The 14,265-nt window shown below is 64.0% G+C and carries 12 protein-coding genes; 4 read left to right on the plus strand and 8 right to left on the minus strand.

The features are described 5' to 3' along the window. The first annotated feature begins 54 nt into the window (after positions 1-54). Entirely contained in the window at positions 55-384 is a 330-nt protein-coding gene (locus tag ACRYLT_RS01415) for a UrcA family protein (RefSeq protein ID WP_482662326.1), read from the plus strand. 77 nt (positions 385-461) lie between these two features. Beyond that, a complete protein-coding gene (locus ACRYLT_RS01420) occupies positions 462-1,022 on the plus strand; it encodes a glycine zipper 2TM domain-containing protein (RefSeq protein ID WP_482662327.1) in 561 nt (186 codons plus the stop codon). Between the two features lie 54 nt (positions 1,023-1,076). Here ACRYLT_RS01420 and otsA read toward each other — a convergent pair whose 3' ends face one another. Genes otsA through ACRYLT_RS01455 form a run of 7 tightly spaced genes read right to left on the minus strand, consistent with a single transcriptional unit; the run spans position 1,077 to position 9,051 of the window. Further along, complete coding sequence (gene otsA / locus ACRYLT_RS01425) at positions 1,077-2,504, minus strand: alpha,alpha-trehalose-phosphate synthase (UDP-forming) (RefSeq protein ID WP_482662328.1); 1,428 nt, start codon at positions 2,502-2,504, stop codon at positions 1,077-1,079. Further along, complete coding sequence (locus ACRYLT_RS01430) at positions 2,501-4,291, minus strand: glycoside hydrolase family 15 protein (RefSeq protein ID WP_482662329.1); 1,791 nt, start codon at positions 4,289-4,291, stop codon at positions 2,501-2,503. The genes otsA and ACRYLT_RS01430 overlap by 4 nt, the downstream gene beginning before the upstream one ends. Continuing rightward, on the minus strand, positions 4,288-5,019 hold the full coding sequence (otsB, locus tag ACRYLT_RS01435; RefSeq protein ID WP_482662330.1) for a trehalose-phosphatase: 732 nt from the start codon (positions 5,017-5,019) through the stop codon (positions 4,288-4,290). Before otsB ends, ACRYLT_RS01430 begins: the two co-directional genes overlap by 4 nt. Positions 5,020-5,066: 47 nt before the next feature. Continuing rightward, entirely contained in the window at positions 5,067-5,552 is a 486-nt protein-coding gene (locus tag ACRYLT_RS01440) for an SH3 domain-containing protein (protein ID WP_482662331.1), read from the minus strand. 16 nt (positions 5,553-5,568) lie between these two features. Further along, the gene (locus ACRYLT_RS01445; protein WP_482662332.1) at positions 5,569-6,975 is read right to left on the minus strand and encodes an NAD(P)H-dependent flavin oxidoreductase; all 1,407 of its coding nucleotides are present in this window, start codon (positions 6,973-6,975) and stop codon (positions 5,569-5,571) included. A 56-nt stretch (positions 6,976-7,031) separates the two neighbouring features. After that, a complete protein-coding gene (locus ACRYLT_RS01450; protein WP_482662333.1) occupies positions 7,032-8,174 on the minus strand; it encodes a glycosyltransferase in 1,143 nt (380 codons plus the stop codon). A gap of 4 nt (positions 8,175-8,178) precedes the next feature. Next, positions 8,179-9,051 (minus strand): alpha/beta fold hydrolase, encoded by an 873-nt coding sequence (locus ACRYLT_RS01455; protein WP_482662334.1) that lies wholly within the window; start codon positions 9,049-9,051, stop codon positions 8,179-8,181. Positions 9,052-9,169: 118 nt separating this feature from the next. On the opposite strand from ACRYLT_RS01455, the gene ACRYLT_RS01460 reads away from it, so the two are divergent. Both ACRYLT_RS01460 and astD read left to right on the plus strand, forming a co-directional pair. Continuing rightward, a complete protein-coding gene (locus tag ACRYLT_RS01460; protein ID WP_482662335.1) occupies positions 9,170-10,591 on the plus strand; it encodes a protein adenylyltransferase SelO family protein in 1,422 nt (473 codons plus the stop codon). Positions 10,592-10,622: 31 nt separating this feature from the next. After that, positions 10,623-12,059, plus strand: a complete 1,437-nt coding sequence (astD, locus tag ACRYLT_RS01465; RefSeq protein ID WP_482662336.1) for a succinylglutamate-semialdehyde dehydrogenase — start codon at positions 10,623-10,625, stop codon at positions 12,057-12,059. 37 nt (positions 12,060-12,096) lie between these two features. Here the strand turns inward: astD and ACRYLT_RS01470 are convergent, their stop codons facing one another. Next, on the minus strand, positions 12,097-14,226 hold the full coding sequence (locus tag ACRYLT_RS01470; RefSeq protein ID WP_482662337.1) for a prolyl oligopeptidase family serine peptidase: 2,130 nt from the start codon (positions 14,224-14,226) through the stop codon (positions 12,097-12,099). Between the last annotated feature and the right edge of the window lie 39 nt (positions 14,227-14,265).

The raw sequence follows: 14,265 nt of genomic DNA on the forward strand, positions 1-14,265 counted from the left end.
GATCTATCTCGACGAATGCCAGCGCTGGCTGATCTTTGATCCAGGAGAACAGCCATGAGAACCATCATCATCGCCCTCGCGGCCATCCTCGCGGGTGGCTTTGCCTCCGGCCATGCCGCTGCGCAGCTGAGTGACCGTCAGCTGGTTCGAATCAGCACTTCCGGCCTCGACCTGAGCACTGCCGAAGGTCGGACAGCGCTCGACCGGCGGATCGTCCACGCCGCTCGAAGCCTGTGCGGAACGCCATCGTCCGCCGATCTGCTCGGGCGGGACAAGATCGCGTCCTGCGTGGCAGAATTCCGGTTGCAGGCCGAGGGCCAGCGCGACGTCGCGCTGGCCCGGGCGATGCGTCGAGGGGAGCCGACGCTGGCGCTTGGCCGCTAACCTGACGGGAGATCCAGCCCCGCAACTGCACCGGGCTCGCCGATCGCTTCCTTTCGACTGCGCTTCATGGCAAATTCATGTCCCAGGGTGTGTGGTGGCGTGACAAGATGCCCGAGGAGATGGGGGACATGAAGACCAGTTTGCTTGCTCTGGCGGCTGCGGCCGCGACCCTGACGGCCGTGCCGGCCACCGCCCAGTCCCGAGCCGAGGAGGACCGTTGGCAGGCGGCACAGCGGCGCTTCGAAAGCGAGCGCAACCTCTACGAGCGCGAACGCGAGCGCTACGAGGCGGCGGTTCGCCGCGACGAGGAATATCGCCGGGACGATTACCGCTACCGCGACAATTATGGCCGCTACGAGACCGACTATGACGCCGCCCGCTATTATCGCGACGACCCCCGCTATCGTGAGCGCGTGCTGACGACCGAAGACCATGTCTATCGCGGCTCCGACGGGCGATATTATTGCCGCCGCAGCGACGGCACGACAGGTCTGATCATCGGCGGAGCGGTCGGTGGAATCCTCGGCAACGTCGTCGACGGCGGCCGGCGCCGCACCGGCGGTACTCTGATTGGCGGCGCGCTCGGCGCTTTGCTCGGGCGAGGGATCGAGCGCAGCCAGGAAGTACGCTGCCGCTGATCAGGGGTCATGAGCAGCGGCGAGGTGCCTGAGCCTCGCCGTCGGCCTCTGCCCCTATTTGGATAGCGTCTGGGCGTTCGAGTCGCCGGAGGAGTCGCCGACTTGTCCGGCACTCTGGAGTGCCTCGACGAAGGCATGGCGCCACCAGACGACGTCCTCCTGTTCGATCGTGTCCATCATCGCCCGCCACCGGCGGATCCGCTCGCCGCGCGGCATGTCGAGCGCCTTGCGCAGCGCATCGCTGATCTCGTCCTTGCTGTAAGGATTGACCAGCAGGGCATCCTTCAGCTGCAAGGCCGAACCGGCAAAGCGGGAGAGGATCAGAACGCCGGGATTCTGCGGGTCCTGCGCGGCGACATATTCCTTCGACACCAGGTTCATTCCGTCGCGGAGCGGAGTGATCAGCGCAGCCTGGGAAGCGCGATAGAATCCTGCCAATTCCTCGCGCGGATAGCCCTGGTTCACATAGCGGATCGGGACCCAGTCGACCTCGGCAAACTCACCATTCACTCGGCCCGACAACTCGTCGAGATGCTCCCGAATCGTCTCGTAGGTGTGGACCTCGCCACGCGAAGGCGGTGCGATCTGAAGGAAGGTGACCTGGCCGCGGCGCTCTTCATTCTCCTCGAGGAACCGTCGATAGCCGAGAAAGCGCTCTTCCAGCCCCTTGGAATAATCAAGGCGATCCACGCCGATGATGATCTGCTTGCCCTCGACGCTCTTTTTCAGACGCTCGTACGCCTTCTTGGCGGAGTGCGACTTGACCGCTTTGGCGAAGTCCTCCGAATCGATGCCGATCGGAAAGGCGGCCGCCTTGACGCTTCGACTGCCGACTCGGACGGTGCCGTCGCTCGTCACGGTCCCGCCCATTTCCCGCTCGATATAGTGATGGAAGCTGTCGAGCCACTCCTCGGTCTGGAAACCGATCAGGTCGTAGTCCAGCATCGAGCGAACGAGCTTCTGGTGGAACGGCAGCGAGGTGATCAGGCGCTGCGGCGGCCAGGGTATGTGGAGAAAGAAACCGATCCGGTTCTTCAGGCCTCGAGCGCGAAGCCGCTGCCCCATCGGAATGAGGTGATAGTCGTGGACCCAGATGAGATCGTCTGGCTCGATCAGCGGGGCGACGGTCTCGGCGAACCGCTCGTTGACCCTTTCGTAGCCGCTGCCGAAGGTCCTGTCATACTCGGCCAGGTCGAGTCGGTAGTGGAAGAGCGGCCACAAGGTGCGGTTGGCGTAGCCATTATAATATTCCTCGACGTCCTGTTCTTCCAGGTCGATCGTCGCGGTGGTCACGCCCTCATGCCGCTGGAGATCGATATGGCCGGTAAACTCCTCAGTGCGTTCGCCGGACCAGCCGAACCAGATCCCGCGATATTCTTTCAGCGCCGCGGCCAGCGCGACCGAAAGGCCACCTTGCGACCCCGATGCGCTCCGGGATTTCGGAGCGGAAACTCGGTTGGAAATGACGATCAATCGGCTCATCGAACGGAAGTCCAGGGTTTGGAGAGGAGGCCGGCACAGTTGATCAGCCCTACCAGCGAATAGGTCTGGGGATAGTTTCCCCAGAGTTCGTCGGTTTCGAAGTCCGTGTCCTCCGAGAGCAGCCCCGCAGGCGTGAGCCGCTCAAGCATCTGCTCGTACATGGCTCGCGCTTCCTCCTCTCGGCCGACGAGGTGAAGTGCCTCGATGTACCAGAAAGTGCAGAAGTTGAAGGCGGTTTCCGGCAGGCCGAAATCGTCTTCGCTGGCATAACGAAGCATGTGCTCGCCGCGCCTGAGCCCCTTTTCGATCGCGTTGAACGTGTTGACGAAGCGCGGGTCGGCTGCATCGACGAAGCGCATGTCCAGAAGCTGGAGCAGGCTTGCGTCCAGCTCGTCACCGCCGAAGGTTGCGGCAAAGCGCTCTTCCGAAGCGAGCCAGGCTCGCTCCTCGATCGCCCCTCGAACGGTCTGCGCTCGCTGCCGCCACAGCCTGGCACGGTCCATCAAGTTGAGCGCCTCGGCGATATTGGCGAGCCTGTCGCAGCCAGCCCAGCTCATCACCGAGCTATAGGTGTGAACGCCGGTGCGGGTTCGAAATTCCCAAAGCCCGGCATCCGGTTCGTCGTGACGGGTCCAGGCGAGTTCGCCCACTCTTTCGAGGCTGATGAAATCCTCTTCCGTCGCCTTGCGCAACAGCCGTTCATCGAAGAATGCCTGCGCATTCGACAGGATGATCTGTCCATAAGCGTCATGCTGAACCTGGGTGTAGGCGGCATTGCCGACCCGCACCGGCCCCATTCCGCGATAACCCGCCAGCTTGGCCGCTTCGAACTCGTCGAGCCGGGACTCTCCGGAGACGGCGTAGAGCGGCTGAATATGCCCCTCCTTCGCCTGATCGACGATGTTGCGCAGGTAGCTGAGATAGTTTTCGAGGACGTCCAGAGCGCCCAGACGGTTCAGTGCCTGGACGGTGTAGTAGGCGTCGCGGATCCAGCAATAGCGGTAGTCCCAGTTGCGCTGGGTGGCGGGCGCTTCCGGGATGGATGTGGTGAGCGCCGCGACGATTGCCCCCGTTTCCTCATGCTGGCAGAGCTTGAGCGTGATCGCCGAACGAATGACGATGCGTTGCCATTCCAGAGGGATGGCCAATCCCCGCACCCAGTCGCGCCAATGATCGGAGGTCTGGTGGAGAAAGGAGGCGAGTACCTCCGTGACGTTGCCGACAAAGGGTTCGTCGGGCCCAAGGAAGAAATGGAGAGACTTTTCCAGCCGGAAGAAGCGGTTCTCGAGGAGATGGATGACCGGCGCGTCGGTGGTGAGCCGAAGCGGCTGAGGCTTGAGAAGATAGCGTATGTGGTTGGTGCCGCTCGTCCGCTCGGCATCGCTCGCGCCCCAGTCTTTCGCCGGATTGAGGCTGACCCGGATTCGAGCCGTACCGACCACCGGCCTGACGATCCGAACGAAGGCGACGGGCCGATACATTCGGCCGCTCCGTTCGAATCGGGGGCAGAAATCGAATATTTCGACGACCGCGCCCTGCGCGTCAGTAAGGCGGGTGGCCAGGATCGGCGTGTTCTTCAGGTAGCGCTGCTCGGAAGAGACCTGATCTTCGACGCTGATCCGCCATTCGCCCCGCGGAATGTCGCTGTCGCCGACTGGATCGAGCAGCGAGCAGAAGAGCGGATCGCCGTCGACTCGTGGTTGGCAGCCCCAGACGAAGCCCGCCTTCTGGTCGATCAGCGCGCTTACCTGGCAATTCCCGATCGGCCACAGATTCAGATTCTTCACGCTGCCTCCCTCAGCCAGTCCGCCACCGCCTTCACCGACTCGACGCGGTAGCGGGCCGCGGTTTCGCGGGCCGGGCCCACGAGAACGCCGGCACCGCCCAGCGAAGCGGCCGCATCGAAGGCATGCTCGTCGGTGAGATCGTCGCCCACGAACACAGGACGCGCACCCTCGAAGTCGGGTTCCGTCATGAAGGCGCGAAGCGCGTCGCCTTTCGTCGCGCCTTCGGGACGGAGCTCGATCACCATGTTGCCGCGCTGGACAGAGAGGCCGCGCTGCTGTGCCAGGCCCTCCATGAATTCGATCGCGCGCTGAGCCTCGAGCGGGGCGAGGCGGTAATGGAGCGCAATCCCCGCCGGCTTCTCCTCGACGAGCAGCCCGTCCACGTCGGCGGCAAACCTGGCCACCTCGTCACGCAAATCGTCGAGGCCGATCGGCACACTCAGCGGCAGATTGGTGCCGTCGGCGAGCCGCAGCTCGAGCCCGTGCGAACCGGAGAAGGCGATTCCGGATAGCGGGACATGCCGCTCGAGGTCGGCAAGCGAACGGCCGCTGATGATCGCCAGTCTCCCCTCCAGCCGCCGGCGGAGCCGCTCCAGCATCGGTCCGAGATCCGCCGATACGTGGATCGAGTCGGGCGTTTCGGCGAGCTCCACCAGAGTGCCGTCGAAATCGAGGAACAGGGCCGCGCCCTCAAGAAGGTCGGGCGGCGGCTTGGGAAGGCTCGACATGCGGACCCGTTGGCAAGGCTGGCGGCAAAGCTCAAGCGCCAGCAGGATCAGTCGACGGTTTCGTCGCGGCCCACGCCCCAGATCCGATCGGTCCGCAAGTAACCCGCGCGGTTGCCGACCGCGAATCGGCACCACCCTTCGGCGCAGCGGGATATCCTTCCCACCACCCCCGGCTCCGCCCGGTATCGAATTCGCGCCGCCTCATTCGGCTCTTCGTGCATCGCTGCCGGCTGCTCGCCGCGAACGATCGCCGTTCGGGTGTCGCTGAGGAGGCTGACGAGCATCCAGCCGGTCTCCCCGTCGGGATCGCGGATCTTGCGCCAGTTCTGATAGACCTCCACCACCTGGATCGGCAGGTCGCGCCGAACGTAGAGCCAAGTGACGGGATAGGTCTCCCCCGGTCCGGTCCGCATGTGCGCCCGGCCGGCCGAGATCGAAGCCCAGTAAGGCGTCTCGCGCTGGCGTTGAGCTTGCGCCGTCAAAGCCGATGCGGTTGCGAGAACCAACAAGGCGAGAGTCAGAAAACGCTTCATTGCTCTGCGCTCGCCCTCAATTACCGGTCTGGATCCGCTCCACGAGCTGCTTCACCGTGGGCACGAAGCCGTTCGAATAGAAGGGATCAGTCTTGAATCGAAAGGCCGAGTGGCCGGCAAACATGAGGTTGTCCTCCACTGGTCCGCCATGGGCGATATCCTGGAGCGTCTTCTGGATGCAAAAGCTTCGCGGATCGGCGAGCCTTCCAGTCGTGTTCTTCTCATTGTCCGCCCAGGAGGAGAACTGGCACTGGGAAAGGCACCCCATGCAGTCGGCCTGATCCTTGCGGATCACATGCTTTTCCTCCGGCGTGACGAAGACGAGCGTTTCGTCGGGAGTCTTCAGAGCCTCGGTGAAACCCTGAGCGAACCATTCCCGGGCATGAAGAAGGTCACCCTTGGTGACCCAGAAATTCTTCTTGGTGCCGACTCCGACGTCGAGCTGGAACTTGTGATCGCCCAAAGGCTCCTTTGTGAAGGCGATCTGCCGGTGCGACCTTGCTTCCAGCGACCGAAGGAAACGGTTGCGGACCGCTGAGGAGTAGAATCCCGTCGGTGAGAAGCGATGAAGCAGGATATCCCCTTCCTCAAGCGTCAATAACCTCTGCTTCCATTCCTCGGGGATGGGACTTTCCTTGGTCAGCAGCGGCCGAGTGCCGAACTGGAAGGCGATCTGCCCCAGTTCCGGATTGTCGATCCAATGCTCCCATTCCTTCAGGTTCCACACGCCGCCCGCCATGACGATCGGCACGTCGTCCGGAATTCCGTTGTCGCGCATCGTCTGGCGCAGCGCCGCGACTCTGGGATAGGGGTCCTGCGGCTGCAAAGGATCCTCGGCATTGGAAAGGCCATTGTGGCCGCCGGCAAGCCAGGGATCTTCATAGACGACGGCGGAAAGCCATTCTGCCGCCTTGTGATAGGCGCGCTTCCAGAGCGCCGAAAAGGCCCGTGCCGAGCTGATGATCGGCAGATAGGAAACTCCGTAGGAGGCCGCGATCTCCGAAAGCTTGTAGGGCATTCCTGCGCCGCACGTCACTCCGGCGACCAGGCCCCTGGTGCGTTCAAGAACGCCATGGAGCACGCGTTGCGCACCGCCCATTTCCCAGAGCACGTTGATGTTGATCGCCCCCCTTCCGTTGGCGATCTCGTAGGCACGCTGCACCTGTTGCACCGCACCCTCGATCGCGTAGCGGATAAGCTCCTCGTGCCGCTCGCGACGGGTAAGGGCATGGTAGACTTGGGGGATGATACGCCCTTCCGGATCGTAGCTGTCGGCATTGACTGCGGAGACAGTGCCAATTCCGCCGGCCGCAGCCCAGGCCCCCGAACTCATATGGTTGGTCGCCGACACACCCTTGCCGCCCTCGATCAGCGGAAGCACCTCACGGCCAGCATAGCGGATCGGGCTGATACCCTTGAACATTCAACCTCCCAGACGAAAGCGCGCCTATAAGCGCAATGCGCGCCCCGCGCAAAAGATCACCCGAACCGGCTAAACGCATCAGGTCGCCTCATGGCTGCACCGTAAAGGCGCGCGTAGGCAGCGATCATATCCGCTTCATGGAACTCGCGCGCCGCCTTGGCCCGGTTGGAAGCGCCGATCGCCCGGCGCAGATCGGGTCGGTCGGCGAGCGTATCGAGGGCGGCAGCAAAGGCCGCTTCGTCACCCGGATCGACGATCAGCGGCCGGTTGTCGACGGAGACCATGTCGCCGATGTCGCCAACATCCGTCGCGACGGCGGGCAGTCCTGCAGCCATCGCCTCGACAAGCGAGATCGGAAACTGCTCGCTGTCGGACGACATGGCGAAAATGTCGAAATTCCCGATCCAGAGCGCAGGGTCGCCAAGAAAACCGGGCATCAGGAGGCGCGAAGCAACCCCGAGCGCCCTCGCCTCCGCGGCGATGCGCTCGCTTTCGGGCCCTTCGCCGACGATCACCAGCCGCGAGTTCCGGTTCGTCATCGCCGCAAAGGCCCGGACGAGCCGCGGCAGGTTCTTGACCCGGCGAAGGCCGGCAACCGTTCCAATCACCACCTCCCCTGGCCGCCGCTCGAAACCGGGGATGGCGTGCGGCACGGGAGGTGCGTTGAAGCGCTCGACCGGCACGCCGTTGGCAATTCTCAACACCCGCGCCGGCGCCTGTCGCCAGGCGCTGAGCGCGATCGACTCCAGCCGCGCGGACGGAACGACGAGGCGGAAAGCGCCAGCGAGGCCGGCCCGGCGGTAGAAATTGCGATCGCTTCTCAGCCCGTCCGCCTCGTCCTCGTTGAACCCGTCCTCGTGATGAACGAGCGGCGCTCCGCCGAACAGTCGCTTGGCCATGACCGCGTCGAAAGCACCCCAATTGTAGGTCAGAACGAGATCGAATTGCCGCTGGTAGCGGGACAGACGCCACAAGCGCGATGGCGTCGGAGCGCCCGTCAGCGGCGGCGCATCGTCGGGAAAGGCGACCCTGATACCGGGGGCGACGGCTGCGCGCGCCTCGAGACGACCCGGCATTCCGCTGATCACGACATGCTCGGCGGAATCGCCGAAGGCGTTCATCAACCGCACCGAGCGCATCTCCTTGCCGCCCGCCGAGAAGGTGGAATGGCAGTGGAGGATCCGGACTCTCCGGGCCATGCCCCTAGCGTTCCGGCTTGTTCTCGATGCGCTTCAAGAGGCGATCGATCGCGGCCTGTGCCTCAGGCTCATCGAGTGTGGGCGCGTGCCCGACCCGCGGCACCGTTACGCTTTCCATCGTCGGGTTGGCCGCGACCATTCGGTCGACGGTTTCGCCGGAAAGCAGATCTGAAAGCTCCCCGTGGACGACCAGTGAAGGGACCCCCTTGAGCCCACCAAAGGCCGGCCAAAGATCGAACCCCGTTTCGCCGCCGGGCACCTTGAACGGTTCGGCGATCCGGGAATCATAGTCGAAGACGATCCGCCCCGCCGGAGTGAGCTTGCATAGCCGCTTGGCATAAACGAGCCATTGGTCGATCTCCCAGTCGGGATAGCGATCGAACTGCATGTCGCGCAGGGCTCGAGCGGCGTGGAGCCAGGTCGGCCAGTTCTGCTGCTTGCCGACATAGGCCCGGATCCGCTCTAGACCGCGTGGCTGCAACTCGGGGCCGATATCGTTGAGAAGCGCGGCCGCAATCCGATCATTGTCGCTCATCGCCAGGAGCATGGTGATGAGGCCGCCGAGCGAAGTTCCGAACAGGATGAACCGTTCGAGCCTCAATTCGCGGACCAGAGCTTCCATGTCCTGCAGATAGGTCAGCGGGACATAGGTCATGGGATCCTTGGCATAGGCGCTTTCGCCTCGTCCGCGCAGCTCGACGCAGATCAGTCGCCACTCGCCCGCGAGCCGATCGGCCACGTCCTCGAAGTCGCGTGCGTTGCGCGTCAGGCCCGGGATGCAAAGGATCGGCGGCCGATCGGACGGACCGGAATAATCGCGGTAGTGGAGACGAAGGCCGTCGTTCGACCACCAATAATTGTCGCTCCATTCCGCCATTTCGTCGCCTCCCGCACCTGCGCCTTATCGGCAGAAAGGAAGCGAGGGCAATGGCACTGCGGCGATTGGCGGAAGCCGATAGCCAGGAACCGGAAGGATGGTTAGGGCTTGTCACTGAATGGCATTCCTCCCGGAACCAGGAATCTACCGCCCCGAGCGGGTCATCCTCGAACTTGGCGGGGAATTTTACGATCCGGTGCGACCGGCCGATTTCCCCCGGACGATTCTCAGGTTCCGGAACGACCGCTGGTCGCCTGCGGTCGGCCTCGGCGATCTCGACGAGCCGCAGTGGATCCGCCACTTCGCTCGCTTCGAGCCTCTGCCCGACAACCTGGCCGAGCCACTGGCGCTCCGTTATCACGGCCACCAGTTTCGGGTCTACAATCCGGACATTGGCGACGGCCGCGGTTTCCTGTTCGCGCAGCTGCGTGACGGGTCGGGACGGCTGCTCGACCTCGGAACCAAGGGATCCGGGCAGACGCCGTACAGCCGCTTCGGCGACGGTCGGCTGACTCTCAAGGGCGGAGTCCGCGAGATACTCGCGACCGAGATGCTTGAAGCCCTCGGCGTCGAAACCAGCAAGACGTTCTCGCTGATCGAGACGGGCGAGCCGCTCGAACGCAACGACGAACCCTCGCCGACGCGCTCGGCCGTGCTCGTGCGGCTCAGCCACGGGCATATACGGATCGGCACGTTTCAGCGCCTCGCTCATCTGGGTCAGAGCGACGAAATCGCGACCCTGACGCGATATTGCCTTCGCCATTATTTCGGGGAAGAGGAAGCCGGCGACGAGGCGCCGCAGCGTCTGCTCGACCATGTCACGTCGGGCACGGCCCGGCTCGCCGCCTCCTATATCGCCGCGGGCTTCGTTCATGGCGTGCTCAACAGCGACAATATCAACGTCACCGCGGAGAGCTTCGACTACGGACCGTGGCGCTGGACGCCATTCTGGGACGGGCATTTCACCGCTGCCTATTTCGATCATGCGGGTCTTTATTCGTTCGGTCGGCAGCCGGAGGCGATCCACTGGGACCTGGTTCAGCTAGCCCTGTCGTTGCGAAGCCTCGCCTCAGCCGAAGCGCTGACGCCGGTGCTGGAAAGCTTCCCGAACCGCTTCCAGGAAGCGCTGCGCGACGCCCTGTTCGGGCGGCTTGCAATCCTTCCGACGGACTTCAGCCGGGACATGGACCTGATCGTCGCGATGGAGTCGGCGCTTGCGACGAAGAGCGTGGAAATCGACCGCTTCTTCTTCGACTGGCGAAGCGGTCGACGGCGAGCTCCGTCGCCGGCGGATGAGGCCTATCAGGCAGATACCTTTGCCGAGTTCCGGCGCCTGGTCGGCGACTATGCCCCAGCCGCCGGGGCGCTCGATCACCCCTATTGGAGCGACGAGCGGCCCTGTTCGATGCATATCGACGAGGTCGAGGCGATCTGGAGTCGGATCGACGAAGCTGACGACTGGTCCGCGCTGCACGAGAAAGTCGCGGCCGTCAGGCGCATGGGCGAAGCGATGCGGACGGGATTGCGCGGCAGTGCTTGAAAATTCCGTGCCGCCCGGCATGAGTGCGTCCGTGTCTCAGACGCTCACCTCGATCGAACCCGCGACCGGCGCGACTCTTTGGACAGGCACTGTCGGCGATCCGGAAGCCGAAGTGGCTGCAGCGCGCGCCGCCTGGGCCGGGTGGGCGGCACGACCGCTGGCAGTCCGGGTCGAGACTCTTCGGCGCTTCGCCAATCTGGCTCGAAGCCGTCTCGAACCATTCGCCGACCTGATTGCCCGGGAAACGGGCAAGCCGCTCTGGGAAGCGCGGACGGAAGTCGAGGCCGTCGTCAACAAGGTCGACATTTCGGTGGCCGCCTATGCCGAGCGTACCTCTCAACGTCGGCTCGAAGGCGCGTTGGGTGCACGCGTCGCGGTTCGCCACAAGCCCCATGGCGTTCTCGCCGTACTCGGCCCTTACAATTTTCCGGCGCACCTGCCCAACGGCCATATCGTCCCCGCACTGATCGCGGGCAATGCGATCGTCTTCAAGCCAAGCGAAAAGACTCCGGCTGTCGGCGAGTATCTCGTCAAGCTCTTCCACGAGGCAGGCGTCCCCGAGGACGTCGTTCGAGTGGTGCAGGGCGGCCCGGAAGTGGGAAAGGCGCTCGCGGCGAATGCCGGTCTTGATGGACTGCTGTTTACCGGTTCGGCTCGCGCCGGGCTGGCGCTCCACCGACAGTTCGCCGAAACACCGCACAAGATCCTGGCGCTGGAGATGGGCGGCAACAATCCCCTGGTGGTGTGGGATTCAAGGGATCTGCACGCGGCGGCGGCGATGACCGTCCAGTCGGCCTATCTGAGCGCGGGCCAGCGCTGCACGGCGGCTCGGCGGCTGATCGTCAAGGACGGCGCCCATTCCGATCTGATCGATGCGATCACTCAGATCGTCGATCGGATCATCGTCGACCATCCGCACGCCGATCCCCCGCCCTTCATGGGCCCGGTGATCGACAATGGAGCGGCCGATCAGCTTCAGGATGCCTTTCTCGAGCTGATGGGTCGGGGAGGCCGCGCCATCCGCCGGCTGGATCGACCCAATGACGATCGACCTTTCCTCACTCCGGCGATCATCGACGTAACCGACGTGGAGCGGCGATCGGATTCGGAGCTGTTCGGGCCGGTCCTCCAGGTGATCCGGGTCCCCGATTTCGATTCCGCGCTCGCGGAGGCGAACGCCACCCGCTATGGTCTCTCGGCTTCGCTGATCGGCGGCTCGCCCGAGCTTTACGACCGATTCTGGGCGAACATTCGCGCCGGGGTGATCAACTGGAACAGTCCGACGAACGGCGCTCCTTCCAAGGCGCCGTTCGGCGGCATCGGGCTTTCAGGCAATCATCGGCCGAGCGCTTATTATGCCGCCGATTATTGCGCCTATCCGGTCACCAGCTCGGAATCCGAAAATGCCCGGGCGACGATCGGTATCGGCCTCGCCGATCCGACCGTACCGGGCAATATCGAAGGTTGAGGCCCGGCGCAGAACCGCCCGGCCTCACGGAGCATTTTCAGTCAGCCAGCCGCCGCGACGCATAGGTGAATTCAAGCGCCAGTCGCCGGGCCGTTTCCTGAAGGTTGGCCGCCGCGGAATGGCCACCCTGCATGTTCTCGTAATAATAATAGGGCTGTCCAAGCTCGGCGAGCCGGGCAGCAGCCTTTCGGCCGTGCGCCGGGTGAACCCGGTCGTCCGCCGTCGAAGTGTGAATGAACGGCGTCGGATAGGTCACTCCGGGCCTGAGCAACTGGTAAGGCGAGTAGCGTTCGATCCATGCGCGCTGCTCGGCAATTCGGGGATCGCCATATTCGCCGATCCACGAAGCGCCCGCGCCAAGCAGGTGATAGCGCATCATGTCGAACAGCGGCACCTGGATGATCGCCGCGTTGAACAGATCCGGCCGCTGAGTGATGGCGGTTCCGACCAGCAGCCCGCCCTGGCTTCCTCCGATCACGCCGAGACGCTGCGGACTGGTTATGCGCCGACGGATCAGGTCCTCGGCGACGGCGATATAATCGTCCCAGGTACGCTGCTTGTTCGCGCCCTGGGCTGCCTGGTGCCATTCAGGACCGAACTCCCCGCCGCCGCGCAGATTGGCGACGACCCAGGCATTGCCCTGTTCGAGCCACAGCCGCCCGGTGGTGCCGAGATAGGCCGGCTTGAGCGCGTTCTGGAATCCACCATAGCCGTAGAGCAGGGTCGGCGTGGACCCGTCCATCCGCGCATTTCGAGGGCGGATCAGGAAATAGGGGATCTTCGTCCCGTCGCGCGAAGTCGCCTCGAACTGCTCGACGAGGTGGTTCGACGCGTCGAACCGCGGAGGGGTCGTCTTGATCCGCTCCGGTTGGCCATCGCCGGACGCATCCAGGAGATAGAGCGAGCTGGGCTCGAGGAAGTCGGTGACGGAGAACATCGCCAGATCGTCCTCGTCCGACGCGGCAGCGATGGCGATGCTTGCATTCTGGGGGAGTGCGACCGGCCGGCTGCGCCAGGTGCCGTTCTCGTAATTCCAGATCGAGGCGCGCCCGCGCACATTGTCGAGCGAGTTGATGATCAACGCGTTGCGGGTGGTCGCGATCCCGGAAAGGGTCTGGCGCGGTCCCGGCGCCCAGACGAGGCTCGGCCTCGCTCCCCTGGGATTCCGCTTCCATTCTTCGAGATCGTAGGAAACGATGGAATCTGGGGCGAAGCGCAGGTTCGGGGCCGCTTCCCAGGCCTCGTCAAGCGACACGAGGAGCCGCCCATCGACGATTCCGGCCGGCGAAGCCTTGCGCGGAATTGGCAGAACCACGTTCCCGTTCGGGGTGAACAAGGTCCACTCATTTTCGAAGAAGCTCACCGACCGCCCGGCACCGACGGCATGGACCCGCCCGGCGGAATCGCGAAGCACCAGCGGGAAGACCCGCACATCCTCGGGACGGCCACGGAACAGCTCTTCCGCCTGGTCCAGTGGCTGCCCGCGCCGGAGGCGGCGGATGGTGATCGGATAGCCTGATGTGGACATCGTGCCTTCGCCGAAGTCGCGGGCGATGAGGATCGTGTCCTGATCGACCCAGGCGACATTCTGCTTGCCTTCGGGAAGGCTGAACCCTCCCGGCACGAACCTTCGTTCGACGAGATCGAATTCCCGGACGAAATTGGCATCGCGTCCGCCATCGGAGAGAATCACAAGGCAGCGCCGTTCCTCGGGCGGAAGGCAAGCCATTCCCTGATAGACCCAGTTCGCATTTTCCTCGCGGGCGAGCGCATCGATGTCGAGCACCGTCTCCCATTCGGGATCGGCACTGCGATAGCTTTGCAGATTGGTTCGACGAACAATGCCGCGAACATGCTCCGAGTCCTGCCAGAAATTGTAGAGTCCTGAGGGCCGGATCGACACGAGCGGGATGCGGTCGCGTGCCTGAAGTATCTCCAGCGCCCGATCATGGAATTGCTGGTAACGTGGATCGGCCTGGAGCTCGCCGAGAGTGCGCTCATTTTCATTGCGCGCCCAGGCGAGTGCCCGCTCGCCCTCAATCTCCTCAAGCCAGACATAGGGATCGTCTGCCGCGGCCGTCGCCGCCGATTCCGAAGTCTGGGCCATTCCGATTCCGGCTACGCTCACCAGCAATGCTCCTGCCAACAGCTTCCAGCGGACTGCCATTCTCACCCCTCCGTCGTTTCGGACAGGGCTAGCAGGCGC

The organism is Sphingosinicella sp. SM1-17 (assembly GCF_056821765.1).